We start from the raw sequence: 26,388 nt of genomic DNA on the forward strand, positions 1-26,388 counted from the left end.
GGCAGGAGGCCTCCGACGCGGCGGAGGTCGCGCCGGAGCTCGTCGGTGGTGGGTACGGAGCCACCACCGAGGCCGACACCGCGGCAGCCCACTGACGCCTCGCTCTCGAGAAAGGAACGCTGTGGCCGGGAACTGTGACGTCGTGGTGATCGGAGGCGGCCAAGCCGGACTGGCCGCGGGCTACTTCCTACGCCGAGCCGGGCTGGAGTTCGCCATCCTCGACGCGCAGTCCGAGCCCGGCGGGGCGTGGCGGCACATGTGGCAGTCGCTGCGACTGTTCTCCCCGGCCGAACACAGCCCGCTGCCCGGGTGGCCGATGCCGCGGCAACCCGGCGTCGACTATCCGGGACGCGAGCACGTCGTGGAGTACCTCACCCGTTACGAGCAACGCTACGCGTTGCCGGTGCATCGGCCGGTGCACGTCACCGGCGTCCACCACGCCGACGACCACCTAGCCGTGCACACCGATCAGGGCGAGTGGCAAGCACGTGTGGTCATCAGCGCCACCGGAACCTGGCGAGCCCCCTACATCCCGTCCTGCTCCGGCCAGGACGAATTCACCGGCCGCCAGCTGCACACGGTCTCCTACCGCGGCCCCGAACACTTCCGCGGACAACGCGTCGTCATCGTCGGCGGCGGCAACTCCGCCGCGCAGATCCTCGCCGAGGTCTCCACCGTGGCCGACACGCTCTGGGTCACTCATCGCCCGCCCCGGTTCATGCCCGACGACGTCGACGGACGCGTCCTGTTCGACGTCGCCAGCCGGCGCGAAGCCGCCCGACGCGCCGGAACAGGCGACCCCGACGGTGTCGCCGCTCTCGGCGACATCGTCATGACCGACAGCGTGCTCGACGCCCGCGAACGCGGTGTGCTGCACGCCCAGCCGATGTTCACCCACCTCACCCGCGACGGGGTGACTTGGTCCGATGGATCCGAGTACCCCGCCGACGACGTCATCTGGTGCACCGGATTCCGCCCCGCGCTGCGACATCTGCGCCCTCTCGGGCTGCGCCGTCACAACGGGACCATCCCCACCGACGGCACCCGTGCAGTGCAGGAGCCTCGCCTGTACCTGCTGGGCTACGGCGACTGGACCGGCACCGCCTCAGCCACCCTCATCGGCGCAGGCCGCACCGCCAAACACGCCATCACCGACATCACCCAACAGCTGTCCGCAAGTCGCGTCGCCAGCTTCTGATCGCCGCACGACGAAATCGGCCAGTGATTTATCAGCCGGATCTCCAGGTGGTCCGAGCGGAGAATCTCGGTCAGCCGACGGCGTTTCGGGGCGGGACCACCAGCGAGTAGATCACCAGCACGCACAACCCGATCGACACCAGTTCCCAGAACGGGAACGCGGCGAGGAAGGCCAGGTGAGCGATCGCGGCCAAACCGGCGAGAGCGATACCGGTCATCCGTGCCCACATCTGACCGGCCAGGCAGCCCGCGCCTGCCACGACCTGCAGTGCGCCGAACGCGAGCCAGATCCAGCCCCAGGCGCCGAAGCCGAAGACCAGCAGCTCACCACCGGTGACCACGTAGTAGCCGGGCTGCAACAGCGCGGTGAGACCGGCGATGACGTTGAAGACGCCGACCAGCGCGAGCATCCAGCCCCCGAAAGCCAGCCACCCGGACATCCCGGGCATCGGTTGGGCGGCCGTCATCGCCCAGCTGCCCCGGTCCTCGGGCGCTCGGCGTTCGGCACCTTCCCCGGCACCGGGTGTGGACTGTGGTCCTGTCTGCGGAGTGGACATTTGAACTCTCCTCCGTGCGAAGGGACGGCTGGTACCAGCGTCCTCCGGTTCGCACGTTCGCGCAGCGCAGCGGCGCGCCCGCCGCGTGGGTGGGTATCCGTTCCGTGGGCGGGTCTGTTCCCGCCGTCCGGCCGGGCAGCACCGTGCGTGACGCCCACAGGTGGTCTTGACCACTATTCCGTCGAGTCTTAAATTAAACCGTAATTTAAGTCACTCCGCGGTGGACGTGCCGCGCACGCCCACGAAGGGGTCAGGGCATGTCATCGCCCGGCCGGATCCTCGACCCGATGGTTCTCGTGCGCCCGGTCCGCCCGATTCGCGCAGTTAATTTAACTATTGAATTAATGGTAGAGCGGAGAGAACGACATGACCATCACCGAGCTGGCGTCCCGTGTCGAGACCGCGATCGCCTGTCTGGACCTGCCGAGCAAAGTGGCCCTGTTGACCGGCTCGGACTCATCCGGCCTACCGGAGAACACGTCGATCGGGCTGTCCCGGCTGCGCTTCTCCGGCGACCCGAGCGGGTTGCGCGGCGCTGAGTACGCCGACGGCGGGATCGCGTCACTGCTGCCCAACCCCACGCTGCTCGCCCAGCACTGGGACGTCGCGGTAGCGGGTGAGGCCGGGGCGCTGCTGGCCGAGGAAGCCATCCACCGGGGTGTGCACGTGCTGCTGGGGCCCTCGGTCAACCTGCACCGAACTCCGTTGGGGGGCCGTGTCTTCGAGTGCTTCAGCGAGGATCCGCTGCTGACCGGTGCACTGGCGACCGAGTACGTGCGTGCCCTGCAGCGCAGGGGAGTATCGGCCTGTCCGAAGCACTTCCCGGCCAACGAGTCCGAGTTCGAACGCACCACAGTGGACTCCGTGGTCGACGAGAAGACCCTGCGGGAGGTGTATCTGCTGCCGTTCGAGATGCTCGTGCACGACGCGTCCCCCTGGAGCTTGCTGACCGCACACAACAGGATCAACGGGATCAGCGCCACCGAACACCCCCAGCTCGTCGAGCGACTGCTCAAGGGGGAGTGGCACTACGACGGTGCGGTCGTCTCCGGTCCGTTCGCCGCGAGTCCGATCGCGGCCGGTACCAACGCGGGGCTGGATCCGGTCGTGCCGGCCCCGGACGGGCCGTGGGGCGCGGGCTTGGTCGCGGCGGTGCGTGCCGGTGACGTGGCCGAGTCCACCATCGACGAACACCTTCGACGCGTACTGCGGCTGGCCGAACGAACCGGGGCTCTCGACGGCGAGTCGGACGGCTTCGTGACGAGCCGTTCCGGAGCGCTGCCACGCGCCCCGCGACCCGCACCCGACGCTCCGTTACGCCGTCGTCGGCTGCGCGCGCTGGCAGCGGGCGGCATGACGGTGCTGACCAACCCGGCCGGGGTGCTGCCGCTCTCCGGTACGGAGTTCCTCGCCGTCATCGGTCGGCACGCCGTGGACACCCTGGCGCAGGGAGGTGCGGCGGCCCGCGTGCGCCCACCACACGTGGTCTCCGTCGCCGACGGTCTCGTCGCGACGTTCGGCCGCGACCGGGTCTCGGTGGTCGACGGTGTCGACGTGCGAAGTGGCCCGTCGGGCCGGCCGGAGTCGACGCGCGATCCGGCGAGCGGGGGCATCCCAGGGCAGGCGATCCGGCCCGCTCCCGCGACCACCGCTGAGATCACCGAACGCGTGGCCCTGGCGGCGAGTGAGGTCGACGTTGCCGTGGTGGTCGTGGGGTTGACCTCGGAGCAGGAGACCGAGGGCAAGGACAAGTCCACTCTCGCGCTTCCCGGACAGCAGGACGCCATGGTCGCCGCGGTGGCCGCCGCGGCCCGGCACACCGTCGTCGTGGTCAACGCGGCCACCCCGGTGCTGATGCCGTGGCTCGATCTGGTGGACGCGGTGCTGTGGGCCGGACTGCCCGGCCAGGAGGCCGGAGCGGCGGTGGCGGCGGCGCTCACCGGCGAGATCGAGCCCGCCGGACGGCTGGTCACCACCTTCCCCGCACGCGACGGGGACGGCCCCGCCTGGTCGACCTGTCCGGTCAACGGGGCGCTGGTCTACGAGGAGGGCACAGCGGTCGGCTACCGGGGTTGGCACCGGTACGCCGAGGTGGAGCCGTTGTTCTGGTTCGGCCACGGCCTCGGCTACACCACCTGGCACTACGATTCCCCCGCGCTGGTCAGGGATCTCAACGCGGTGCGCAGCGTGACGGTCGACGTCGCGAACACCGGTCCCCGGGGCGGTACGGAGACCGTGCAGGTCTATCTGCTGCCCGCGGCGAACTCCGAACCGGTGCGGCTGATCGGCTGGACCAGGGTTCACGTCGAGGCGGGGCGGCGGACCCGTGTCCGGGTGCCGTGCGACCTCCGGGCGCAACGGGTGCGCGACGTTTCGTCCGGAAGCTGGCGTTTCCTGCGCGGCGGGCGAATCATGATCGGCCGAGGACTCGGTGACGTACGCACCACACTGTGGTGGGGTCCGGAGTCGGACTGACGGGGGAATCGGGCTGACGGGGACCGGCCGGAGGGGGCCGGAGTGACAGGGACCGAAGCGAAGCGCACTACTAGGCTCGCCTCTCGGGTTGCCGGTCGGCGATCGCCGGTATCGGAAGGAGCGACATGGGGGATCGGTACGGGCGGACGGTACGCGATCTACGGCGCGGCAATCGTGCCGCGGTGCTGCGCCGACTGTACTTCGGCGGACCACTCAGTCGGCACCAACTGGGGCCCGCCACCGGTCTCAGCCCCGGCTCGGTGAGCAATGTGGTCGGTGAGCTGATGTCCGACGGCCTGCTGGAGGAAGCGGGCTCGGTCGAGTCCGACGGGGGACGCCCCCGTACGCTGCTGCGCGTCTCCCCCGAGAGCGGGCGCGTGGTGGGCATCGACATCGGCGAGACGCGGGTCCGCGTGGAGTTGTTCGACGTCGCCCTGACCGAGATCGCCCGCGCGGAACGACCCCTCGACGTCGGCAGACGCGACCCCGACCACGTGATCGCGCGGCTGGCCGAGGCGTTCGACCGGGTGATGATCGAAGGGGGCGCCTCCCCCGAGTGGTTGCTCGGCGTCGGTGTCGGCGTTCCCGGCATCGTGACCTCGGACGAGGTTCACGGTGCCCTGGTGCACGGGCAGACCATCGGCTGGGTCGGGGTGGCCGTCGAGCGGCTGGTTCGCTCCGCCGCGCACCTGCCCGAGCACGTGCCGGTCCTGGTCGACAACGGTGCCGAGACCCTGGGACAGGCCGAGATGTGGTTCGGCCACGGGCGCGGTGAGCGGGACGTGGCGGTGGTGCTGCTCGGCTCGGGTGTCGGCGTCTCGGTGTTCGCGGACGGAAGTTCGGCTGGTATCGGCGAATGGGGCCACAGCACGCTGCGCGTACGTGGGCGGCGCTGTCGGTGCGGCGGGCACGGCTGCCTGGAGGCGTACACCGGTGCGGAGGCGATGGTGCGTCGTTGGCGGCGCACCGGGGGAGAGATCGGCCCCGACGCGGACGGCGAGCACGCGTTCGGCGCCTTGCTGGCCGCGGCCTCCCGCGAGGGGAACACGATCTCGGACACCGCGGCGTCCACCGTGGTCTCGGAGGCCGTGGAGTATCTCGGAGCCGGTATCGCGACCCTGGTGAACCTCTTCCTGCCCACCCGAGTGCTCATCGGTGGCTGGGCGGGCCTGCTGCTCGGTCGACACCGGCTGGAACTGGTGCAGGACAGCGTAGCCCGGTACGCGCTGCGCTATCCCGCCGACCGGGTCTCGGTGGCCGAGGGCGGGCTCGGTCCCGACGCGGTCACCGTCGGTGCCGCCACGTTGCCGCTCGCGCGCTTCCTCGACGAGGGTGGGCGCTGTACCGCGACCGCTCGCGCTGCGCACGGTCGGTGAGCCCGCTACGGCGCGCGGAGATCGTCCCACGGCGCGTCCGGCTCCGTGCGCTGCTATTTTCGTCGTGCGTCCCGTCCGAACCGCTGTGACACTCGGCGGATGGTGCAGCACTCCGGGCACGTCGAGCGAGCCACCTCCGGTGGACAACCCTCCGAAGGGGGAGCCGTCCGGCAGCCGGGGTGGAAGTCCGTCCAGGGCCGCGCGACCGAGCACACGCACGACGTCGAAGCCGCCGATCCCGGAACCGAACGCTCGCACGAGATCACCTTCACCCTGGCGCCGGAACGCGGATCACAGCCTTCCGCGACGGCGACCGAGTCCCGGGACGAGACCCCGCTGGCCGGATTGCGTGTCGTGGTCGCCGACCACGACATCGGGCTGCGGCGACGTACGGCCGAACTGCTGCGCGAGTACGGTGCGCTGGAGGTCGTCGAGACCGAGGAGCGCGAGAGGTTTCGCACCGTGCTGCGAACCCGCCCGCGTGCCGAGAGCGGCTGGCACGTCGCGCTGTGGGACCGGGAGCTGGAACCCGGTCCGGGCGGGCTCGCCGATTTCCTCAACGCCTGCGGGCACGAGTTCCCCGGCACGGCGTTCGTGCTCACCACCGACGAGGTCTCGACCACAGCGGCGGTGGCCGCGCCGCGCGGACGTGCCTCCGAGATCGTCACCCGCCGAGCCTCCGGCGCCGAGCTGGCCGAAACCGTGCTACGTGCCTTCCGGGACCGCCAGCAGGATCGCGAGGAGGGCGGGGCGGAGTCCGGGGAGAGCGGGGCGGACCGGAAACCGTTCCGGATGCTGGTGGTCGGCGCCCATCCCGACGATGCCGAGATCGGTGCGGGTGGCACCATCCACCGCCGCGTGCAGGCGGGCTGGGAGGTAACCGTGCTGACCATGTCGCACGGCGCGGTCGGCGGTGAGCCGGACGAGCGGATCGCCGAGGTCCACGAGGCGATCAACTCGCTGGGCGCGACTCTGGTGCTGGAGGATCTGCCCGACGGCGGCATCCTCGACGACGTCGAGACGGTACGGCGGATCGAACGCGTGGTGCGGCGAGTCCGGCCCGATGTCGTGCTGGTTCATTCCGAGAACGACACCCACCATGACCACCGTGCCGTCCACCGAGCCACCGCCTCCGCGGCGCGCGGCGTGGAACGGTTCGCCTGCTACCAGTCGCCCTCCGCCACGGTGGATTTCGCACCGAACCGGTTCGCCGGGCTGCGCGAGACGGATCTGGAAGCCAAACTAACCTCCGTCCACACCCACGGTTCGCGGTCCGAAACCCGGGATTACCCGCTGGACGACCTGCTGCGGGCCACCGCGCGCTACTGGAGTCGGTTCACCCGGGAGCACTACGCCGAACCGTTGGAACTGCACGGCAGCGGTGTCGCTCGTTCGGGAGCCGCCGAACGGTGAGACCGCCGGTTCCGGTGTTGCCCGACCGCGCATCCACGTGAAACGGCCCCAGCGAGGGGGTGCGAAGCTCAGCGAGCGGAGTCGCCCCGAAGCGAGCACACTGGATCCGTCAGGAGCTCGTCGGGAGATGGGGGAACTCCGCTGAAGGGGCTGCTTTCGCTGCTGGCGGTGGCTTTGCTGGTGTGGTGGGTCAAGGAATCACCCGCCGAAGCCGCCTCGGCGGTGCGACAGGGTCTGGTAATGCTGCGACAGGCGGCCGAGTCGGTGAAGACCTTCCTCGAGGCGCTGCCGTCGCTGTCCTCGTTGACTTCTTCCTAGCCGGACGGTCCGGTGGTCGGTCGATCGCCGCGACGCCGGGAACGCGCAGGGCACCGGGAACGCGTGGTGGAAGTCGGTTTCTCAGTCCGGGTAGAGCGCCTCGGAGAGCAGGGCGAGGCGGTTGGACAGCACGAACTCGCGCAGCGGTGCGGGACGCAGGTCGAGTGTGGCCAGCGTTTCGGCGCGCATGTCGAACCGCTCCGCGCGGTACTCGCCGCGAGTGGGATCGTCGAATTCCGGGCCGTGGCGGGTGGATTCGTCCATCGAGGTCAGTCGTGCCACGAAGAAGTGCTGCACGGTGAGGCCGCCGGAGCGGGCGGTGCTGCTCAGGAACACGCGTTTCGCACCCGTGGCCGTGGCGCCCATCTCCTCGGCGATCTCTCGGTGCATCGCCGCCTCCAGCGACTCGTCCCGGTGCTCCAGCCCACCGCCGGGAGTCGTCCAGTAGGGCGCCATGCCCGGTTTCATGCGGCGCAGCAGTACCAGACGTTCCTCGTCGTCGATCAGGATGGCCCGGGCGGAGCGTCGCTGAATCCGAACCGCCCGCTGGGACGCGTGCTGTTGGGTCATGCCGAACAAGCCTACGTGCGATGCCGTGCTTCGCAGAGCGCGCCGGTTCGCTTTCCCCGACGCGCTTTCACATCGTGATTACACCTCGTGTTGTTCCATCCGGTTCCGGAGTGCGCGAAACCGCGAACGGTCCGTCTCTCGGGGGTGTACTTCGGCCCACCTCGACACCGCGCTCTCGTTGGTCTCGGCGGTAACGGGATGATGTCCTACTGATCACGAAGCGGTGACTTCGTGAGGTGGCTCTCCGGTAAAGCGGCCGATCGCTCGTTTTTACTCTTCCGAATGTCCCAATCCAACGTGCGCAAAGTGAGCATTGTTCGCATTCCTGTTCGCCTCGATGCTTTGTGCTGGTTTGTCTTGATCCGCCCGTCGCCGGCGAGGCGGAGCAGCACGTTGGAGGTAATCGAGTGCGCACGTCCCACAAGGGACGCCTGTTCAGATCACTGGGGGTAACTCTCCTGGTGTTCGCGGTACTGGGGTCTCCGTTGAGCCAATCGGTCGGCGCCACCGCCCGCGCCGCCACGGCCGAGCCGGTCTCCACAGCGAGACCGTCGGCTGTGCACGGCGCGAATCTGTTGGCGGATCAGATCGCCCCCGATACGGCACCAGTGGTTTCCTCGCCGCTGTATCAGGCGGACAACAGTTGGCATGGTGGTACGGATGTACCCGGTGAATTCACATTCGGCGCGGCCGGAGTCGCCGATGTCGACCACTATTTCTACGGATTTCAGGATCCACCCTCGACAAGGGTGGACGCCAATACAGCAGGAGGCGAAGCCGCGGTCACGCTGACTCCTCCCACCGACGGTGCGGTGACCTTGTACGTGCAAAGCGCCGACGCGGCCGGAAACCGTAGCCCGATGGCTACGCACCACTTCTACGTTCGCTCGGGTGATGGGCCGGCGTCGCACTGGCGACTCGACGGCGACACCACCGACGAAGTCCAGCTCGGTGGCCGGGACGGCACTACGCACGCGGGCGTCTCATGGCAGCCCGGTGCTCTGGGCAAGGCGGTGAAGCTGGGCGGTTCGGCGGATCACTTGACCGCGCCCAACGCGCTCCCGACCAACACGAGTTTCGCGATCTCGGCGTGGCTGAAACCGGCCGCGATCGACGACACCGTTCATACCGCGGTCTCCCAGGACGGCGAAGTGGTCAGTGGTTTCCGACTGCAGGTCACCGCCGACGGAAACTGGCGTTTCCGGATGGCAGGCTCGGACGTGGCGGGCGGTGGAAGCGAGCAGGCTTCCGCTGTCTCGGACTCGACCGTTGCCACACGACAGTGGACGCACGTCGTCGGTGTGCACGATGAGACGGCGAACGAACTCAAGCTCTACGTCAACGGCTCGTTGGTTTCGACTCGCCCCTACAACGGTGATGTCGACACCGACGGTGAACTGGCTATCGGACGTGCCGAGAACGACGGTGTCGAGTCGCAGTACTGGGAGGGCGCGATCGACGAGGTGAGGGTTTACGACCGCGTTCTCACCGACGCCGAGATCCGTTCCCGGGTCGAGTCGGACGATGTACGCACCGGACACTGGAAGTTCGAAGCGGAAAGTAGCACCACGAGCGTTCCGAACACGGTTCCCGGTGGTCAGCCTGCCACTGTGCATGGTGGAGCCGACTACACCGACGGAGCCGTGGGGACCGCCTTGCGGTTGGACGGTACCGACGATCACGTGGTCGCCGCGCAGCAGGTGGCACGCACTGATCTCTCGTACTCCGTGTCCTCCTGGGTACGGTTGGATGAGAGAACGACCGAGCCCGTGGCGCTGGCCAGCCAGAACGGTTCGAACGAAGCGGTATTCCAACTGGGGTACTCGGGTACGGACCGGGACAGCTGGGACTGGACGCTGCGCGGTTCGGACGGCGGAGCCGGTGCGACCGTCACAGTCTCCTCCGAGCGGGCACCGAGAGTCGGGGTGTGGACCCACCTGGCCGGTGTCTACGACGCGCGTGCCGACGAAGCCCGGCTGTTCGTCAACGGTCGGCGAGTGGGGGCGACCGAGTTCGGAGCGGCATGGCATCCCGGGCAGAACAGGTTCGAAATCGGCAGGGCCAAGCACGCCGGTACCTGGGGTGCGTATCTGCCGGGCGCCGTGGACGAGGTCCGCGGCTATGGTCGAGTGCTGCACGACAACGAGGTCCGCGACATCGTAGTGGCGAATGACGTCCCCTCCGGTTTCTGGCCACTCGACGGGGAAGTCACCGATCACTCCGCCCGTGGCCTCGACGGCACGACACACGGTGATCCCGAGTGGGAAAGCGGTCGGAGCGTCGCACCGGAACCGGATGATCAGGCGATTCGACTCGACGGAGTTGCGGAGTACGTCAGTGTTCCGAACGCGGTGGACACCACTAGGAGCTTCTCGGTCTCGGCCTGGGCCAAGCCGGAGCGGATCGGTGAACGTAGGGTGGTGCTCTCGCAGGATGGTAACGGCACCAGCGGTTTCCGCCTGGAACTGACCAGTGACGGCAAGTGGAGTTTCACCATGGCCGGGGGTGGTGATTCGAAGCGCGTCACGGGGGACGAAACAGCGCCGCAGGGTGTGTGGACTCATCTGATCGGAGTCCACGACGTGCACAGCGGTGAGATAAGGCTGTACGTCAACGGCTCCTCGGCTGGTGCCACGTCCTATGCCGCGGCATCGGGCACGGTGGGCGAAACGGCGATAGGGCGTGGACAGTTCGGGGAGCAGCAGGAGGGCTTCTGGCAGGGAGCCATCGACGATGTGACCCTCTACAGTCGGGAGCTTTTCGAAGGGGAGCCGGAGCGTATCGCGGCGCTCGAGCCGGATCTGGCGCACAAGTTGCGGCTGAACGAGTCCGACGGGGAGACCGCGTCCGATTCGATAGGGGGAGTCACCGGTACGTTGCACGGTGACGCCGACTTCGCCCCTGGGCGTATCGGCAACTCCGTCTCGTTGGACGGCGACGGTGACTATGTCTCGACCTCGACGGTTGATCTACGTACCGACGAGAGCTTCACGATTTCGGCCTGGGTATATCTCTCCAGCCAGGAGGAGGGTAAAGCGACCGCGGTGAGCCTGGACGGAGCCAACACCAGCAAGTTTCGGTTGGGCTACTTCCGCGACATCAATAGACCACTCGGTGCTTGGTTCTTCGAGATGCCCGAGTCGGACACGGAATCCGCTCGGGTGACGTCGGCCGCTGAGTCGGTTCGATCACCGGAACTCGACACCTGGACCCACCTGACCGGGGTCTACGACGCCGAAGCGGGGAAGCTGTGGCTCTACGTTGACGGCAACCGGATAAATGACGGAACCGTGAGCAATACCTGGCAGGCCACCGGTGGTCTGCAGCTCGGCCGTGCCAAGAGATCCGGAGTATACGAGCAGTCCTGGCAGGGTAAAGTGGACGATGTCCGGCTCTACTCCGCCAAGTTGCCCGGTGATCGTATCGGTTCACTGTACGACTCCTACGGGACGAACTGAGTACTGAAGCCGAGTACCGGTACGGTCTACACAGAATCGACGTCCGGCGGCTTGTCTTCCGAGGTCAAATCCGGTTAGGCGTTCCGCCGGACGTTCTGTTGATCTCTTGTGGCCGCACTTCGTGTGAGCGGTGTACGTCCTGGTTCCACTGATCTCGTTGAGTTCTGAGACACTTCTCGTGGACTATCTCGGTGAGATCGTTTTGGTGGTATCCGGGAACGATGATCCGCTCGTTGGGCGTGTCGGACTGGAAATCGTGTCAAGATCGGGCCATGTCCGATTCTTTTCATGGGAAGGTGATTTCTGCTTGTCGGGCGCGTGATTGATGAGTCATTTCGTGGTGTGAGGTAAGATGGGATCAACTTCAGCCCTCAACGCGACATGCCGGGAGCTCTATGCCTTGGGAGGCGAGTGATGGCATTGGTCTTGCCACTGTTCGGGAGGCTGTTCGCGGTGAGGTTCTGAAGTCTGTTCGTTACGCGGTGCTGCGTGGGGTGGACTGGCCGGACGGTCATCGGGCTGAGCGTGCGCATGAAGTGGACATGGACGTTGAGTTGGTGCTGGAAAGCGGCAGTGCGGTGGTGCTGTCGTGGGCGGTGAATGGCCCCGATGAAAGCTTGGCGATCGAGCTCAGGGAACCTGCGGCGGTCATCCGCAACTTGTCGGGAGAGCCTGTCGATGTCAGTGACCATCCGGATTGGGCTCCCTTCTTCGGGGCGGTGGTCACCGATATCGTTCCCGCCTGGCATGTACCCAACGAGGGGTGCTCGGAGATGCCGTGGTCGTTTCGGTTCGAGTTCGACGTGGGATCGAGTGTGGTCGTAGCGTTGGGTGAGGCGGCGGGGAATGGGTTCGGCTACTTACCCGATGAACTCGTCGTGATCTTCGACAGTGACCTCGCGGCTTCCTACGTGATCCCGGGAAGTCGCCACTCGCAGGACTGAGGGCCGCATCTACCGCAGGCTGTGCCCGGCGAAGTTGCCGCACGGCCCACGGTTGACTGTTCCTCGAAGCACGGTGGCAGCGCGACTGGGTGTTCGTGCTGTCCGGCAGGGATGGGCAGAAGTGATCACAGTAGAATTCGGTTGCTTCACGGTAGCTTCCGCAGGAGGATCAGGCTGTCGATTGGCGTAGTCGAGTCGTGATGCTGAACCAGTGGAGCGATCGTGGTCGAGTATTATGAGATCCGCCGCCGTACGAAGCCACCGCAGATTGTCGATGTGCTGAACGTGCTGCCGGACAAAAGCGGCTTCCTGCGGCTCGGGGTGAATCAATGTCGTGACGACTACACTGACTGAACGAGTCGCGACAGGATCAGCGTCCGTGCTCTCGCTCGCCGAAGCTCCGGTCCGCACGGCATGTGGGGCATACTACTCCAGTAGCTTCTGTTCTTCTTCGGACGTGTACGCAAAACTTTGGGATTGGATCGGTGTTGTAGGTGCTGTCCCGTCGGGATAGGGTTCTTGTGTCGTTGTTTCGAATGTCCGAAACGCTTCGATCAAATGGAGGGTACAGGGAGGGAGTCTATCCCTGTCCCTGTTGCGGTTACCTGGTGCATGATTCCCCTCCGGGATCGTACGAGATCTGCCAAGTATGCTTCTGGGAGGACGATCCGGTCCAACTCCGTTGGCCGTGGTACAGCGGCGGAGCGAACAGTGAGTCTCTTGTCGAGGCGCAGGGCGAGTACCGCACGGATATTCATGCCGGACGCTCGCGTCTCTCCAAGTGGTTCGCGAAGAAGGTGCCCTCAAAGGAACCAGGGTTTCGTCCTATTGATCCGGAGGTCGACAACTTCGACTCCTCGGATGACACGCAGGATGAATGGCCGGAAGATAGTACGCGTCTATACTGGTGGCGCTCCAGTTTCTGGCGGAGCGAGTGATGTTGGGGCGGTGGCCTGCTGGTTTCGCTGCGAGATCGGTTGCCCACGGCAGTGCGCGTAGGTAGTCCGAACCGTCGGCACCGTCCAATCACAGTCGCGAGTAGCGATATCTTGTCAAAGTCTCCTGCTTCTAGCCAAGAAGCAACGCTTTGTGGCATAATTCTCGTTGCGGAGAATGCCGTAGTAAACACAGTTGCGATGATCAATAGTGCGATAATTCCGGGTGGTTGATTGATATGGCTTCCAGGTTGAAGCGGTACTGGTGGAATTTTCGTGGATTGCGGGACTCCAAGAATATTCGTTTTGTTGCGGTCGAGGATATGGAGGCTATATTTTCCGACATCGAAAAGTATGGGTTGTCCGGGTCCGGGAAGAGGTGTTGGTACTACGAAAATCAAAATAACATACTGAACATCTACACCAGGTTTGCCATACATGAAGGATCCCCCAGGGACTGTTTTAGGTGTTTTGTTATCTTTGAGGTTTCCGAGGGTGTGTACGTGCAGACTTTGATGGATCTGTTGCCGCATGTCTACCTCAGGCAGCGCCCGCTGCGACGTCATGAAGCGCATGATCTTATCGACGAATTGATGGGACGTCTCATCCCGTTGAAGTATCTCACGAATGAATACCGAAATTGATTTCGGCGAATTTTTGGGGCGACTACGTCGTTCATGGTCCCCCAAAGTCAAATACTGATGATGCCAAGCTGTAGTGAATCGTGGGATTCTGGTGTGGGGATTGGTGGGCTGGGCGCTCGGTGTATGAGGTGATTCCGTGGTTGTGGGGTGATGGTGCTGGCCTGTCTCGTCGACTTCGCGCTGGGATTCTGCGGTATGTTCCGCTGGACAAGGTTAGTTGAATACTTTTGTCATGTGGTCGGCAAGCTCTTGCTTCGGGGATTTTTTACGGAGGAGGACGCCTTGCTCGTATCCAAGATCGACTGTGCGATACAAAAGTTTCGCGAGGATGTTCTCGATTTCGAGGAGTCGAGCATTCAGCACGACTGAGCCAGTGCGGAATCCTTCGTCCGGCGACCTCCTTCAAAATCGGTTGCCGGGCGTTCCGGAGCTGTGGTCGTGTTCGTGTCGTGGTTTATTTTCACGAGAGGGACGTGGTTACACGGCTGCTCTTCGACGTCGACGCCGACTCGCTGGTCGACGCGCTCGACAGGTCGAGCAGGGTGGCCGAAACGGTGGAGTTTCCGGCGCTTCGAGTGGAGTTGAACGATCCGTACAATCCCGAACACTGGCCGAGATACGCCTCTCGCGGGTTTCCGACGAGGATGTTCAGGGCCGTCCCGAAGGAGCCCGGATCCTCGAAAACGGGAACCACAGCGCTCGGTTGTCGATACGCACCTTCGAGGACGACCCCGACCGTGTGCTGGAGAACCTGCTCACCGTGCTCCCCACCGGCACGTGGCACAGCGAAACCCGCCCCTGGCGAACGGAACGGAACAAGGAAGTGGTGCTTCGCTGGTCACCACGTCGCGACGAGCACACGGCCGTCATCGCCGAGCTGCGGGTGCGTGTCTGTCGCGGAGTGCCGTCCCATCTCCTGTGAGAGCCGGCTTCCCAACGGCTGCGACCGGACGAACCGGCAGCGCTACGGCGTCGTGCTTCCGTCCAGCAACACCTTCCGGAACTCCGCCACCAGCGGTCGCAGGTCGATGTGGTGCCAGGCGGCCCACAGCCGCACCGAGGAATCGCACCAGGGCAGTTCCCGCAGCGCCACATCAGGGGGAGTGCCGCGCAGCACGCTGCGCTGCAGCAGCGCCATGCCCAGCCCGGAGCCCACCAGCCCCAGCGCCGCCAACGGTTCGGGTGCCACCGTTCGGATGTTCGGGGTGAACCCGTCCGTGGCGCACGAGGAGAGGAACTCCCGGAAGTCCTCGTCAACGTCCTTGCGACCGATGGCGATCCAGGGCTGATTGTCCAGATCGGATGGCTCGACGAGCTCGCGGTTCGCCAGTGGGTGATCGGCGGGCATCGCGAGCACCAGCGGATCCGCCAGCACCAGCTCCGATTCCAGCACCGGATCGCCCTCGTCCGGCGGTGCGTCCACCAGCGCGATGTCCAGACTCCGCCTGCGCAGTGCCTCCAGCTGCTCCTCGCCGGGCTGGTTGTACAGCGAGACGTGCACGTCCGGCCGGTCCCGGCGCAACGAACGCAGCGCGCCGGGCAGCACGTCGGCGTGGATGGCGTGTTCCACGTACCCCAGGCACAACCCGCCCGTCTCGCCGCGTCCGAGGCGCTGCCCGAGTGATTCGACGCGTTCGGCGTGCCGCAGCAGCGCCCGCACCTCGGTCAGGAACACCTCACCGTCCGGGGTGAGCCGGACGCGTTGCCTGCTGCGCTCGAACAGCACCAGTCCCAGCCGCTTCTCCAGGTCGGCGATCCGGCGGCTCAACGGGGACTGCGAGATGCGCAGCCGCTCGGCGGCCCGGCCCACGTGCTCCGTCTCGGCCACGGCCACGAAGTACTCCAGCTGACGTAGCTCCACCATGTCAGACCCTCACCGCATCAACCTTCGCCAATTGAGTCTTGGACAGCTGTAACAGCCGAGCCTAGCGTCGTGGGAGAGGGGCCGGAAACCGGCCCGCACCACGCACGACGAGGAGTACACGTGAGCATCCGATCGTTGTTGTCCGGCGAGACCCTCGGCTTCGGCGCGGCCCCGGTGGGCAACATGTTCCGCCCGGTACCGGAGGAGGACGCGGCCGCCACGATCCAGGCCGCCTGGGACAACGGCATCCGCTACTACGACACCGCCCCGATCTACGGGGCCGGACTGTCCGAGCTCCGGCTCGGCAGTGTGCTGTCGCGGTACGAGCGCTCCGAGTACGTGCTCAGCACCAAGGTCGGCCGCGTGATCGAGTACGAGACGGACCAGCCCGCCGATCCGGACGAGCAGGGCGGCATCTTCGCGCACGGACGTCCGAACAAGGTCCGCAACGACTACGGTTACGACGGCACCATGCGCTCGATCGAGCAGAGCCTGCATCGGCTGGGCACCGACCGCATCGACATCGCCTGGGTGCACGACATCTCCCCGGACTTCTACGGCGACGACTGGATCGACGCCTTCGCCGCCTCCCGCACCGGTGCGTTCCGCGCGTTGACGAGCCTGCGCGAGCAGGGCGTCGTCGGCGCCTGGGGCATCGGGGTCAACACAGTGGAACCCTGCGAGCTCACTCTCGGCCTGGCGGAGCATACCCCGGACGCCTTCCTGCTGGCGGGGCGCTACACCCTGTTCGACCACTCCTACGCGTTGCAGCGGCTGCTGCCGCGCTGCGCCGAGCGCGACGTCGAACTCGTGGTGGGTGGACCGTTCAACTCGGGCGTGCTGGCCGGTGGCAAGCACTTCGAGTACCAGGAGGCCTCGCAGCGGGTGCTCGACGACGTCGACCGGCTGCGAAAGATCGCCGAGCGGCACGGCACCGACATCCGGGCCGCGGCCCTGCGGTTCCCGCTAGCGCACCCCGCCGTGGCGGCGACGATCCCGGGCATGTCGCGCCCGGAACGCGTGAGCCAGAACCTGGAGCTCTCGCGCACCCCGGTCCCGACCGAGTTCTGGCGGCAGCTGCGTGACGAGGAGCTGGTCGACCCCGCCGCGCCGCTGCCGGGCGACGTCTGATCCGTCCGGCCTCCGACCCACCCGGCGTCCGATCCGCCCTGCCCGGTCTCCGGTGTCGGACGCCCGCGAGTATCGGCGGGGAACGTGCCGCGGTGCCCGCTCATCGAGTGCGGGCACCGCGGCACGCGTTACCGCCGTTGGTGGGGGTCACTCCTCAGAACGTTGCCGGTGATCCCGCAGCACACCGACCAGGCTGTTCGCGACGCCCTGCCGTGTCAGCAGCGGCCCCTCGTTCTTCCCGGTGTTCTCGTCGACGTGCATCACCCGCACGGCGGTCCCGTTGCGTTCGACCACCTCGGTCAGTGCGGTTTCGTCGAACGTCCCGTCGGTGGCGAGCAACACCCTGGTGACCGCCTTCGGGTGCGGGGCCGCCGCGCGCAGCGCCGTCCCCACGGCCCCGCTTCCCGCTACCAGCTGCAGCCGTGTGCCCGCGTCGAGCTGTTTTTCCAGCAGGGCACGTACCTGCAGCAATCCGTCGTCCACGGTGGATAGCGGGAACCAGTGCAGCGGTACGGTCTCGGCGAGTCCGGACCACGGGCCGGGAGGGCATCCCGCGCCACGCCCTTCCGGGTCGAGCACCAACACCGCTGTCGTTGTCGGATTCGAGTCCGCCGAATCGGCACTGTCCATGCGGACCTCCTTTCCGCTGTGGCCCGGATACCCGGAACAGCGTGGTTTCATGCCGGGCGGCGCCGTTTTTCGACTGTCCCATCGGGGCAGGCGTGTCGAAAGTGCCGAATTCTCGATCTCCACCCGGTTTCTCGGTTCAGTGCGGATCCCTGCCCAGCAGCCACGCCTGCCGGTGTCGGTTCGCTTCGAAGCACTTCCTGGCGAGCCGGGTCGTGCGCCGCCGTGCGGGGGTGTGCCCGATCTCCCGGGCGTTGACCTGCTCGGTGTCACGGGTGGAGGCAGTAGTCCTGACCTGCTCGTGACGCCGCTGCTCGTTCATCGCTGTGACCTCCGGTGGTTCCTGCTCGGATGGCACGAGTAGTTTATATAGACAGGTCTGTCTAGTCAATTCGGGTGTGCCGCTCCGACCTCACTCGTATCCGGTGGGGGAGTGATGCGGGCGCCCGCTCCGCACGCGTTTCGGTGGGTGGTAGCGGTCGACTACCGTGCGACGCGATCCCGGGCTCGCGCTGGACGTCGACCGTGCCGATCCGGCCCCACCGCTCGTCCGGCGCCGGGAGCTGCCCGTTCGGCTCGGGCACTGAATTGTCACCCTAATCGACGAATCTCATCGATTCCTCGAAGCCTCCGAAGGAGTGATCGGTGCGGTGAGCATGCCGTGCGCGGCGTCGATCAGGTCGATCGTCCAGTGTGCCGGCCGGTGCGGATCGGTCAGGGGATCGATGTGCTCGTGATCGGCGATGGTGTGCAGCACGAGGTGCACCAGCATCCGCATCCGGCGGTGCAGCACCGCCTCCGGTAGTTCGCCGAGGCAGCGCCGTATCCCCGTCCGCACGGAGCGCAGGCTGGAGGCCACCTCCCAGTCCCAGCTCGTCAGCGGTGCGGGTTGGCTGAAGTACTGGGCCAGGAACCGTCCGTGATGGCTGTCGGTCTCGTCGGCGCTGCTCGCCAGCGGCACGATGAACGCCGTCAGCAGGTCACGCAACTCGGTCCGCGCCTCGTTCTCCTGCTCGGCCAGCAGCCGCAGTCGGTGCTCGTTGATCCCGCTCATGCGGTGATCGAGGATCGCGTTGACCAGCGTTTCCTTGTCGCCGAAGTGGTACTGCGCCGCTGAGGTGTTGCGCTGCCCGGCGACCAAGCCGACCTCGCGCAGCGAGACCTCACTGATGCCGCGCTCGGCGAACAGCCGTTCGGCGGTGACGATCCACCGTTCTCTGGTGCCCTGGCCGGTGGAACTGCTCATCCGGGCTCTCCGCGCTCGCTGGTTCGAACGGATTCATTGTGCCAACGCCTCGCACGTTTAATGCACTTGCTTTAAAACGTGGCGTGCCTACCAGGGCGGTATCGATGAGTTCGATTCACGAATTCGCCGAGCGCTGCTGGGGGGTCGCCCAAGCGCCACCCGAGCGGGCGGTCAGGGCTCACCCTGTGGTGTGCTGTGGGCGACGGAAACCGGATGTCCGAAAGGTGGCAGTGAACGCGCCATGTCAGTGCCCAGCCACGGAACCAGGCGCTGGCCGAGCCGGGTGTACGGCGAGGGGGACGAGCCGGACGCCCGGTTCTCACTCGCCAACGAGCGGACCTTTCTGGCGTGGCTGCGCACCGCGATGGCGCTGATGGCCGCCGGCGTCGGTATCGAGACGGTCAACGCCGCCACCTCGTCGTCCCGGAATCCACTGGTCACCTGGCTGGCGCTGCTGTTGTTGGCGGGTGGTGTGCTCGTCAGCGCCACCTCGTTCACCAGGTGGGCGGCCACCGAGCGGGCGCTGCGCACCGGCAGGCCGTTGCCCGCGCCCAGGATGGGTGCCGTGCTCGGCTACGGCCTCGCCGCCGTGGGAGTGGGGATCGCCGTGCTGCTCGTGATCGTGGGGATATGACGTGTCCGACCACGACACGGGTGACGAGCGGGCCCGCGCCCCGGTCGATCCGGGGTTGCAGATCGAACGCACCACGTTGGCCTGGTTGCGCACCGGACTGTCCTTCGCGGTCGGTTCACTGGTGCTGACCAGGCTCATCGCCCATACCAGGCCGCTGGTCGCGCTCGGCTGCGTGCTGGCGCTGCTACCTGTCGCGGTGCTGGTGGGAGTGTTGGCGGTGCGCCGTTACCGTGCCGACAGCGCCCTGCCGCAGCATCGGCAACCGCTGGCGGACGGTGCGTTGCCCGCGGGCGTCGCGCTGCTGGCCGTACTGGTCGGAGCGGTGGGGATGGTTTACACCGTGCTGTTGTGACTGAACTTTCCGGCGGTGTCGACCGCGAGGGGGTAGGAGTTCGGCTCCGCGTCGGAGCCGCGCGGCGATTTCGCGAGAAATCGACGCCGCACTGTTCGGACCGCACAAGCTCGATCAGGGGTGCGCGCCGCGGTCCAGATCGGCCAACACCGCTTCGGCGGCGCGTCGCCCCGACACGAGCGCACCCTGGATCGAACTGGTGTCGCGGTGATCGCCGCACACGTACAGCCCGTCGCGCAGCCGTACCCTTCGCCGGAACGGATGTGGCGCGGGCATGGCGGGAAGCGCGCGTGGAATCGGATACGTCGCCAGCCACTGCCACTCCCGGGTGCCGCTGCCGAACAGCCGGGCCAGGTGTTCCCGGACCTCCGGTTCCACCGCGTGCGGATCGGGGACCGCTCCGAGAACCGAGGTGCTGATCAGACTGCTCCCGTCGGGTGAGTAGGACGGTGCCACATCGCTGAGCACCGTGGTGTTGAGCACCGCCCGTCGTGCGTCGGTGACGATCGTGCCGCCGCGTACCGGGCTGTGCCGGGCACGGTGGTAGAAGGTCGTCACGGCGTTCCACGCGGGAACCCGCAGTCCCGGGAGCAGTTCACCGGCGGCGCTCGCGTCGGTGGCCACCACCACGGCCCGCCCCCGCATCGTCGCGCCGTCGCGCAGTCGTATCCGCCCAGGGGAGACCTCGGCGACCGGCTGTTCGTACCTGATGCTCGCAGGTGACAGCCGCGTAGCCAGCTGTCGCGGCAGCGCGGCCATCCCGGTGCGGGGCAGCACCGGAGCGGCACGGGCGAAGCAGCGCCACACGTGGTGGAAGAACCGCGAGGAGGTGGACAGCTGGTCCTCCAGGAACACCCCGGAGAGGAACGGCCGGAACAGTTCCTCGACCGTTCGCGTCGACAGACCTCGGCGTGCCAGGTCCACGCGGGTGGAACGGTCCGGTGCCGCGGTGAGGTGCCTGCCCGGCAGCAATGCGTCGCGGGCGGTGAAAAGGCCGAGCGCGGCCGCGTCCGGAATCGGCAGTCCACCGCGCACGAGCTCACCGATACCGGCCGGATCCGTGCGTGGATCGGCCAGCCGCACGACGCGGCCGTCGCGCCGGATGTGGCGTATTCCCCTGGTGAACCGCCGCGGTTCCAGAGCGGGCACGTCGACGCGGTTCCGCACCTCGGGGTAGGCGGGAGCCAGCACCTGGAAACCGCGGTCCAACCGGAAACCGTCCACCTCGTCGGTGCGAACCCGTCCGCCGGGTTCCTCGGCCGCCTCCAGCACCAGAACCCTTACACCACGCGAGACCAACCGCTCGGCGGCGCTCAGTCCGGCGAGCCCGGCGCCCACGACGATCACTTCCGAGGCCACGCGGTGAACCTAGTAACCGCATCCGCGCCGCGCCACTCGGCGAGCATTTGTCATTCGATCGAGTGAGTCCAGTCGGAATGGTGGGCTGTGCTGCCGAAACCTCGTCCCCGCGGCCACGGGGCCGCCGACCGATCCAGTAGTCTCGTGCGGCGTGACCGCCCCCGCGATTCTGTGGTTCCGTCGTGACCTGCGACTGTACGACCACGCGGCCCTCCTGGCCGCCGCACGCCGGTCCGAATCCGTGTTGGCGGTGTTCGTGCTCGACGACAACCTGCTGCGCCCGGCCGGGGCCAGTCGGCGCGACTTCCTGTACGGGTGTCTGCGTGAGCTGGACGAGCGTCTCGGGCACCGGTTGCTGATCAGGCACGGGGAGCCCGCCGAGGTGCTGCCGGAACTGGCCGGGCGTGTCGGTGCGGAGAGCGTGCACGTCTCCGCCGACACCAACCCCTACGGCAGTCGCCGTGACGAGCGTGTACGCGAAGCGCTGCGGGAACGTGGAGTCGACTGGGAGGTCACGGGCTCGCCCTACGCGGTGACACCGGGACGGATCACCAAGGCCGACGGCACGCCGTACAAGGTGTTCACCCCGTTCCGCCGTGCCTGGTCCGAGCACGGCTGGCCGCTCCCAGCCGAGACCGGTGTGGACACCGTGGAATGGATGAGCCCCGACGGACTCGACGGTGTGCCCGTTCCCGACGGCGAGCTGGACGCGGGTCCCGAGCTGCCACCACCGGGCGAGACGAACGCACTGCGCCGTTGGCACGATTTCGTCGAATCGGACCTGGCGGAGTACAACCAGCGGCGCGACCGGCCGGACATCGCCGGGACCAGCAGAATGTCGGCCTACCTGCGTTGGGGATGCGTGCACCCGCGCACGATGCTGCGCGATCTGTCCCGACCGGACCACCACGGCGCGGCGAGTTACCGCAACGAACTGGCCTTCCGGGAGTTCTACGCCGACGTGCTGTGGAACTGGCCGGCCAGCGCCCGGTACAACTTCGACACCCGCTTCGACCGGATGCCGCTGGACACCGGCAGCGAGGCGAACGCGCTGTTCGACGTCTGGTGCGCGGGACGGACCGGCTTCCCGATCGTGGACGCGGGAATGCGCCAACTGCTGCACGAGGGCTGGATGCACAACCGCGTGCGGATGATCGTGGCCAGCTTCCTGGTCAAGGATCTGCATCTGCCCTGGTGGTGGGGAGCTCGCCATTTCATGCTGCACCTGGTGGACGGTGATCTGGCCTCCAACCAGCACGGCTGGCAATGGGCGGCGGGCAGCGGCACCGACGCCGCGCCCTACTTCCGCGTCTTCAACCCGACCACCCAGGGTGAGAAGTTCGATCCATCGGGGGAGTACGTGCGCCGGTACGTGTCGGAACTGCGCGGTGTCGACGGCAGCAGGGTGCACCGTCCGTGGAAGCTCGACGGCGCGCGGGCGCCGGACTATCCCGCACCGGTGGTCGATCACTCGCACGAGCGGCAGGAGGCGCTGGCCCGCTACGGTCGCATCAAGAACTCGTAAGGAGCTCGTGGTGGCATGTCCTCGGCTGCCGTGAGTTCTCCCTCCGAGCCAGTCGCGAATGTCCGGCCGCTGCGGAAGCGAGGGCCTCACCCTTCCACGGGCTGCTCCGGCCGGGACGGGTGCTCTCGCCGGGACGGTGCGGCCATCGCCCAGCGGATACCCGCCGTGACGGTCCGCCCGCTCAGTCGCACCAGCGTCGCCTCGGTCACCGGCAGGTACGGCAGCCGCAGCGGCAGCCGCGCCCAGCGGGGCAGCAGTGCCACGGCCGCTGCCGCCAGTCCCGTGTAAGGGCCACGGGCCGCCAACGGCAGCGGTGGTTCCAGCAGCAGGAACCGGGCGGTGGAGCGCGCCTCCGGGGTTCCCGACAGCTCTGGACGGTACTGCCGGATCTGCTCGTCCAGCTCGGCCTCGGTTTCCGGCGGGTCGATCACACCGAGCTCACGTGCGACGCGGGCGGTGTCGGCGACATAGCCGTCCCGACCGGCAGCGTCCAACGGGCGCTCGCCGTAGCGCTGGTGCGCCCGCAGGAAACTGTCGATCTCGGCGATGTGCACCCAGCGCAGCAGCCGCGGGTCGGTGGCCGCGTAAGCGCGCCCGTCGGGAGCGGTGCCCGCTACGTGCTCGTGCACCGCGCGGATCCGGCGGACGGTCTCCGCCGCGTCGTCGGCGGTGCCGAACGTGGTCACCGCCAGGAAGTAGCTGGTTCGTTGCAGTCGTCCCCAGGGGTCACCCCGGTAGCCGGAGTGCGCGTTGACCCCGGCCATCGCCAGCGGGTGCAGCGATTGCAGCAGCAGCGCCCGCAACCCGCCGACGAACATCGAGGCGTCCGCGTGCACCCGCCGGATCGGCCGGTCCTCGTCGAACCAGCGCGGTCCCGTGGCGGAGTGGATGCGTTCCCGACGTTCCGGTCCCTCCGAGCCCGCCACGTGCTCGAACACGCTCGCTCCCAGCCGAGAGCGCAGCCGCGATACGGTCATACCGCCATCGTGCGCGCATCCGTGCCGCGCGCGCCACGGCGCGAGGCCCTCACAGCTCCAGCGGGATCCGGTTCCCCGCCGCCCCGAGCATCGCGGCGATCGCGTCGGCGATGTCCGGGGTGTGATGTCGGTTCTCGGCGTGCGCCACGCGCAGGTTGACCGAATGGCGTTCCGCGTCGTGCCACTCGGGCCAACCCCGCCGCGCCAGGTCCTCCAGCCTGGCGAACTCGGGCAGCGCCTCGGTGGTGTTGTCGAGCAGCCATCGCAGGTACTCGCGCTGCTGCGCGAGCACGGAGTCGTGGCGGGTGATCACCGGGCCGTGTCCGGGGACCAGGGTGTCCGCCTCGAAGGTCTCCAACCAGTCCAGTGCCTCGATCCAGCCCCCGATGCTGCCGTGCAGCGCCAGGGGAGTGACGCCGTGGAACAGCAGATCGCCTGCGAACAGCACACCGTCGTCGGGATGGTGGACCACCAGGTCCCCGTCGGTGTGCGCCCTCGTCGGTACCGGGTGGATCTCGGCGTGGGTACCGCCGAGATCGATGGTGGTTCGCCCGGTTACCGGAGTGATGTGATCCGGCGGGTCGATCGAGCCCCAGTCGGCGTACTCGAACAACTCCGGGTAGGTGTGCGGCCCGTCGTGGATCTCCTCGACCGCTGAGTTCGCCGCGTGGACCGAGCCGCCGTGTTCGACCACCTGACGCGCTCCGTGCGAGTGGTCGCCGTGAGCGTGGGTGAGCACGGCGGTCAAGGACGTCTCCGGATCGGGACCTCGCGCCGCTTCCAGCAGAGCCCGACTGCGGCTCTCGGTGGCGCAGGTGTCGACGAGCAGGGTCCGGTGCTCCCCGGTGATCCAGCCCGCGTTGTTGTGGAACCAGCCGCCCGGCAGCTGCAGGTAGGCGGAGCTGTGTTTACCGATACGAGTGATCGCGGTGGCCGTCACTGCGTGGAGTCCCCTTCCGGAAACGAAGATCACGGGTGTCGCTCGATCATGTTATGCCGCACGGTTGTCACGCCGCGCACGCCGCTGTCCGAGCTCGACGGATTCGGCGTGTCGCTCCTGGCGGTTTCCGTTCTCGCCCCTCCTCGGACGGCAGCGCCGGATCGGTATCGGATCGAGAGATGCCGTTCTTCACCAGTAATGCGTTTGAAGTTTCAGTGTTGATCGAAATAAACTGCTCGTACGAGCGGCACCCAGCCGTAGATGCCGCAGTTCCGCCGGCGAACGAACCGGTCGGTTGTTCGTACGGTGCGGTCCTCGAAGCCGCCGGTAGCATGACGCCATGCGTCACCCCGTGACACCGGACGGGCGTTATTTCGTGGCGAGTGGCAGATTGTGGCGCCGCACGAATCCGGATCTCGATCCGGACCGCCGGGACGAACTCGTGCGGGAGCTGATGGCCGCCCGCAGGAAGAAGCGGGCCGCGATGCGCCGGGATGACGCCGCCGCGCGGGAAGAGGCGCGGGCCGAGGTCGATGCGGCGAAGCGTGCCCTGGGAGAGCGCGGTCCGGTGTGGTGGACCGACGGAGCTCCCGATCTCACCGGTTACGCGGTCGGCGACACGCCCTATGCGGACTGGTTCGCGGGGCTGGGGGAGCACCACGGTCCCTCCGGCGCCGCAGGACTCAGTAAGCGCCCTCGAACGCCCGAGCGGTAATGATCGGCATTTCCTGTCAATATCCATTTCGTTCGGTAAGCGACTTGTCAGCGGTGCGTCACTGGTGCGTCAGTGGATTTCTCTATGGTTCGGGCAAAGAGCGGTGAAAGGTGGTACCGATGAAATCGATGATCGAATCGATAAATCATTTGGTGCCGCGATCTCATTAGAGGGATATTGTCGTTTTTAAGTCGGTTTTCGAGCGGTTGTGGTGAATCGGAACAGGGGTGGTGTAGGTGAGCGCAGGGGCACGATGCGCGTGGAAGAGTGACGAAGTCGATCTCGAGCGTTATCTGACTCGTATCGGATATACGAGCGGACGGGCCGCCACAACAACGGCTTTGCTGGCACTGCACCGGTCGCATGTCACTTCCATCCCCTTCGAGACGATCGACATCGTCCGTCGAAGGCCGGTGAGCCTGGAATTGCCGGATGTGCAGGAGAAACTCGTAAATCGTCTCCGGGGCGGTTACTGTTACGAGCACGTCGTGCTTTTCGCGGCCGTGTTGGAGCGATTCGGTTTCGGAGTCACCGGGCTGCATGCGCGAGTGACAGCTGACGCGCTGCGGTTGCTCGGCCTGCGTAAACCTCAGCGGGATACGTCGGATGACTCGCGCCCCGCTCCGCGCCCCAACACGCACGCGGTTCTCAGGGTCACAACCATTGACAGTCCGAATCCTTGGCTCTGCGACGTGGGATTCGGCGGTGGTCCGTTGGAACCCGTCGAGCTGGTGGAGAACGGTTCGTCCGAGCAGCGGGGCTGGGACTTCTTCCTGCGGTGTGAAAGGACGGAAATCGGGACCGATCTCTGGCGGTTACGGCAGTACGGCCCGACCGGATGGTTGGATCGTTACACTTTTACGATGACACCCCAGTACACCGTGGATTACGAAGTCGGTAATCACTACCTAACCACTCATCCTTCGTCGGTTTTCCGGCGCAACCTGTTCGTGCAACGTTTTCTTCCCGAGCGGCACGACATTCTGCACGGCACCACTTGGTTCACCGTGCGCCCCGACCAGCCGCCCGTGGAAAAATTAATGAGCCCCGAAGAGGTTCCCGGATTTATCCATGACTTTTTCGGTATAGATGCGGAGGTGGGAAACTGGTTCGTTCCGTCCTTCTGAGTCA

26 protein-coding genes are annotated in these 26,388 nt (G+C 66.8%); 17 read left to right on the forward strand and 9 right to left on the reverse strand.

Annotation, left to right across the window (positions count from 1 at the left end):
• Positions 1-121 precede the first annotated feature (121 nt).
• Entirely contained in the window at positions 122-1,198 is a 1,077-nt protein-coding gene (locus tag BM150_RS22845; RefSeq protein WP_092929977.1) for an ArsO family NAD(P)H-dependent flavin-containing monooxygenase, read from the forward strand.
• A 70-nt stretch (positions 1,199-1,268) separates the two neighbouring features.
• Here BM150_RS22845 and BM150_RS22850 read toward each other — a convergent pair whose 3' ends face one another.
• Positions 1,269-1,754: a DUF7144 family membrane protein gene (locus BM150_RS22850; protein WP_092929979.1), complete on the reverse strand. Its 486-nt coding sequence runs from the start codon at positions 1,752-1,754 to the stop codon at positions 1,269-1,271.
• Positions 1,755-2,120: 366 nt separating this feature from the next.
• On the opposite strand from BM150_RS22850, the gene BM150_RS22855 reads away from it, so the two are divergent.
• The 4 genes from BM150_RS22855 (at position 2,121) to BM150_RS24335 (ending at position 7,336) form a co-directional block, all read left to right on the forward strand.
• Complete coding sequence (locus BM150_RS22855) at positions 2,121-4,229, forward strand: glycoside hydrolase family 3 C-terminal domain-containing protein (RefSeq protein WP_092929981.1); 2,109 nt, start codon at positions 2,121-2,123, stop codon at positions 4,227-4,229.
• A 125-nt stretch (positions 4,230-4,354) separates the two neighbouring features.
• Positions 4,355-5,605, forward strand: a complete 1,251-nt coding sequence (locus tag BM150_RS22860) for an ROK family transcriptional regulator (RefSeq protein WP_092929983.1) — start codon at positions 4,355-4,357, stop codon at positions 5,603-5,605.
• 99 nt (positions 5,606-5,704) lie between these two features.
• A complete protein-coding gene (locus BM150_RS22865; RefSeq protein ID WP_092929985.1) occupies positions 5,705-7,018 on the forward strand; it encodes a PIG-L family deacetylase in 1,314 nt (437 codons plus the stop codon).
• A gap of 168 nt (positions 7,019-7,186) precedes the next feature.
• Entirely contained in the window at positions 7,187-7,336 is a 150-nt protein-coding gene (locus tag BM150_RS24335; protein WP_175496992.1) for a hypothetical protein, read from the forward strand.
• An 81-nt stretch (positions 7,337-7,417) separates the two neighbouring features.
• On the opposite strand, the gene BM150_RS22870 is transcribed toward BM150_RS24335, so the two are convergent.
• Positions 7,418-7,906, reverse strand: coding sequence for an NUDIX domain-containing protein (locus BM150_RS22870; protein ID WP_092929987.1), 489 nt, complete (start codon positions 7,904-7,906; stop codon positions 7,418-7,420).
• A gap of 407 nt (positions 7,907-8,313) precedes the next feature.
• Between BM150_RS22870 and BM150_RS22875 the strand changes: the two genes are divergently transcribed.
• The 6 genes from BM150_RS22875 (at position 8,314) to BM150_RS22905 (ending at position 14,809) form a co-directional block, all read left to right on the forward strand.
• The gene (locus BM150_RS22875) at positions 8,314-11,364 is read left to right on the forward strand and encodes a LamG domain-containing protein (RefSeq protein ID WP_092929989.1); all 3,051 of its coding nucleotides are present in this window, start codon (positions 8,314-8,316) and stop codon (positions 11,362-11,364) included.
• Positions 11,365-11,759: 395 nt separating this feature from the next.
• Entirely contained in the window at positions 11,760-12,308 is a 549-nt protein-coding gene (locus tag BM150_RS22880; protein ID WP_139219636.1) for a hypothetical protein, read from the forward strand.
• Between the two features lie 222 nt (positions 12,309-12,530).
• Positions 12,531-12,662 (forward strand): hypothetical protein, encoded by a 132-nt coding sequence (locus BM150_RS24985; protein ID WP_281243743.1) that lies wholly within the window; start codon positions 12,531-12,533, stop codon positions 12,660-12,662.
• A gap of 182 nt (positions 12,663-12,844) precedes the next feature.
• A complete protein-coding gene (locus BM150_RS25200) occupies positions 12,845-13,246 on the forward strand; it encodes a CPCC family cysteine-rich protein (protein WP_092929993.1) in 402 nt (133 codons plus the stop codon).
• Between the two features lie 788 nt (positions 13,247-14,034).
• Positions 14,035-14,256, forward strand: a complete 222-nt coding sequence (locus BM150_RS22895) for a hypothetical protein (RefSeq protein WP_092929997.1) — start codon at positions 14,035-14,037, stop codon at positions 14,254-14,256.
• Positions 14,257-14,590: 334 nt separating this feature from the next.
• Positions 14,591-14,809, forward strand: a complete 219-nt coding sequence (locus BM150_RS22905; protein WP_092930001.1) for a hypothetical protein — start codon at positions 14,591-14,593, stop codon at positions 14,807-14,809.
• Between the two features lie 42 nt (positions 14,810-14,851).
• On the opposite strand, the gene BM150_RS22910 is transcribed toward BM150_RS22905, so the two are convergent.
• A complete protein-coding gene (locus BM150_RS22910) occupies positions 14,852-15,751 on the reverse strand; it encodes a LysR substrate-binding domain-containing protein (RefSeq protein WP_092930003.1) in 900 nt (299 codons plus the stop codon).
• Positions 15,752-15,871: 120 nt separating this feature from the next.
• Here BM150_RS22910 and BM150_RS22915 point away from each other — a divergent pair, with 120 nt between their 5' ends.
• Positions 15,872-16,882, forward strand: coding sequence for an aldo/keto reductase (locus BM150_RS22915; protein ID WP_092930005.1), 1,011 nt, complete (start codon positions 15,872-15,874; stop codon positions 16,880-16,882).
• Positions 16,883-17,029: 147 nt separating this feature from the next.
• Here the strand turns inward: BM150_RS22915 and BM150_RS22920 are convergent, their stop codons facing one another.
• The 3 genes from BM150_RS22920 to BM150_RS22930 all read right to left on the reverse strand — a co-directional run bounded on the left by BM150_RS22920 (position 17,030) and on the right by BM150_RS22930 (position 18,755).
• Positions 17,030-17,512 carry a hypothetical protein gene (locus BM150_RS22920; protein ID WP_092930007.1) on the reverse strand — a complete coding sequence of 161 codons (483 nt, stop codon included), beginning with the start codon at positions 17,510-17,512 and terminating at the stop codon, positions 17,030-17,032.
• 136 nt (positions 17,513-17,648) lie between these two features.
• The gene (locus BM150_RS22925; RefSeq protein WP_092930009.1) at positions 17,649-17,867 is read right to left on the reverse strand and encodes a hypothetical protein; all 219 of its coding nucleotides are present in this window, start codon (positions 17,865-17,867) and stop codon (positions 17,649-17,651) included.
• Between the two features lie 252 nt (positions 17,868-18,119).
• Positions 18,120-18,755 carry a TetR/AcrR family transcriptional regulator gene (locus BM150_RS22930; RefSeq protein ID WP_092930012.1) on the reverse strand — a complete coding sequence of 212 codons (636 nt, stop codon included), beginning with the start codon at positions 18,753-18,755 and terminating at the stop codon, positions 18,120-18,122.
• Positions 18,756-18,996: 241 nt separating this feature from the next.
• Between BM150_RS22930 and BM150_RS22935 the strand changes: the two genes are divergently transcribed.
• Positions 18,997-19,389, forward strand: coding sequence for a YidH family protein (locus BM150_RS22935; protein ID WP_092930014.1), 393 nt, complete (start codon positions 18,997-18,999; stop codon positions 19,387-19,389).
• A 1-nt stretch (position 19,390) separates the two neighbouring features.
• On the forward strand, positions 19,391-19,741 hold the full coding sequence (locus tag BM150_RS22940; protein WP_092930017.1) for a DUF202 domain-containing protein: 351 nt from the start codon (positions 19,391-19,393) through the stop codon (positions 19,739-19,741).
• A 114-nt stretch (positions 19,742-19,855) separates the two neighbouring features.
• Here BM150_RS22940 and BM150_RS22945 read toward each other — a convergent pair whose 3' ends face one another.
• On the reverse strand, positions 19,856-21,100 hold the full coding sequence (locus BM150_RS22945) for an NAD(P)/FAD-dependent oxidoreductase (protein ID WP_092930020.1): 1,245 nt from the start codon (positions 21,098-21,100) through the stop codon (positions 19,856-19,858).
• Positions 21,101-21,251: 151 nt separating this feature from the next.
• Here BM150_RS22945 and BM150_RS22950 point away from each other — a divergent pair, with 151 nt between their 5' ends.
• Positions 21,252-22,625 carry a cryptochrome/photolyase family protein gene (locus tag BM150_RS22950; protein WP_092930024.1) on the forward strand — a complete coding sequence of 458 codons (1,374 nt, stop codon included), beginning with the start codon at positions 21,252-21,254 and terminating at the stop codon, positions 22,623-22,625.
• 86 nt (positions 22,626-22,711) lie between these two features.
• Here the strand turns inward: BM150_RS22950 and BM150_RS22955 are convergent, their stop codons facing one another.
• Complete coding sequence (locus BM150_RS22955) at positions 22,712-23,602, reverse strand: oxygenase MpaB family protein (protein ID WP_092930027.1); 891 nt, start codon at positions 23,600-23,602, stop codon at positions 22,712-22,714.
• 49 nt (positions 23,603-23,651) lie between these two features.
• A complete protein-coding gene (locus tag BM150_RS22960) occupies positions 23,652-24,542 on the reverse strand; it encodes an MBL fold metallo-hydrolase (protein WP_092930029.1) in 891 nt (296 codons plus the stop codon).
• A gap of 340 nt (positions 24,543-24,882) precedes the next feature.
• Here BM150_RS22960 and BM150_RS22965 point away from each other — a divergent pair, with 340 nt between their 5' ends.
• On the forward strand, positions 24,883-25,257 hold the full coding sequence (locus BM150_RS22965; protein WP_092930031.1) for a hypothetical protein: 375 nt from the start codon (positions 24,883-24,885) through the stop codon (positions 25,255-25,257).
• A gap of 236 nt (positions 25,258-25,493) precedes the next feature.
• A complete protein-coding gene (locus BM150_RS22970) occupies positions 25,494-26,384 on the forward strand; it encodes an arylamine N-acetyltransferase family protein (RefSeq protein ID WP_092930033.1) in 891 nt (296 codons plus the stop codon).
• Positions 26,385-26,388 lie beyond the last annotated feature (4 nt).

Source organism: Actinopolyspora alba, from assembly GCF_900112765.1.
Classification (GTDB): domain Bacteria; phylum Actinomycetota; class Actinomycetes; order Mycobacteriales; family Pseudonocardiaceae; genus Actinopolyspora; species Actinopolyspora alba.

What these genes read in the sequence shown, in the direction of transcription:
- BM150_RS22860 (WP_092929983.1), top strand. Translation starts at nt 4,355, where the DNA reads ATGGGGGATCGGTACGGGCGGACGGTACGCGATCTACGGCGCGGCAAT.
- BM150_RS22850 (WP_092929979.1), bottom strand. Translation starts at nt 1,754, where the DNA reads ATGTCCACTCCGCAGACAGGACCACAGTCCACACCCGGTGCCGGGGAA.
- BM150_RS22870 (WP_092929987.1), bottom strand. Translation starts at nt 7,906, where the DNA reads ATGACCCAACAGCACGCGTCCCAGCGGGCGGTTCGGATTCAGCGACGC.
- BM150_RS22910 (WP_092930003.1), bottom strand. Translation starts at nt 15,751, where the DNA reads ATGGTGGAGCTACGTCAGCTGGAGTACTTCGTGGCCGTGGCCGAGACG.
- BM150_RS22855 (WP_092929981.1), top strand. Translation starts at nt 2,121, where the DNA reads ATGACCATCACCGAGCTGGCGTCCCGTGTCGAGACCGCGATCGCCTGT.
- BM150_RS22955 (WP_092930027.1), bottom strand. Translation starts at nt 23,602, where the DNA reads ATGACCGTATCGCGGCTGCGCTCTCGGCTGGGAGCGAGCGTGTTCGAG.
- BM150_RS25200 (WP_092929993.1), top strand. Translation starts at nt 12,845, where the DNA reads ATGTCCGAAACGCTTCGATCAAATGGAGGGTACAGGGAGGGAGTCTAT.
- BM150_RS22965 (WP_092930031.1), top strand. Translation starts at nt 24,883, where the DNA reads ATGCGTCACCCCGTGACACCGGACGGGCGTTATTTCGTGGCGAGTGGC.
- BM150_RS22935 (WP_092930014.1), top strand. Translation starts at nt 18,997, where the DNA reads ATGTCAGTGCCCAGCCACGGAACCAGGCGCTGGCCGAGCCGGGTGTAC.
- BM150_RS22880 (WP_139219636.1), top strand. Translation starts at nt 11,760, where the DNA reads ATGCCTTGGGAGGCGAGTGATGGCATTGGTCTTGCCACTGTTCGGGAG.
- BM150_RS22930 (WP_092930012.1), bottom strand. Translation starts at nt 18,755, where the DNA reads ATGAGCAGTTCCACCGGCCAGGGCACCAGAGAACGGTGGATCGTCACC.
- BM150_RS22920 (WP_092930007.1), bottom strand. Translation starts at nt 17,512, where the DNA reads ATGGACAGTGCCGATTCGGCGGACTCGAATCCGACAACGACAGCGGTG.
- BM150_RS22865 (WP_092929985.1), top strand. Translation starts at nt 5,705, where the DNA reads ATGGTGCAGCACTCCGGGCACGTCGAGCGAGCCACCTCCGGTGGACAA.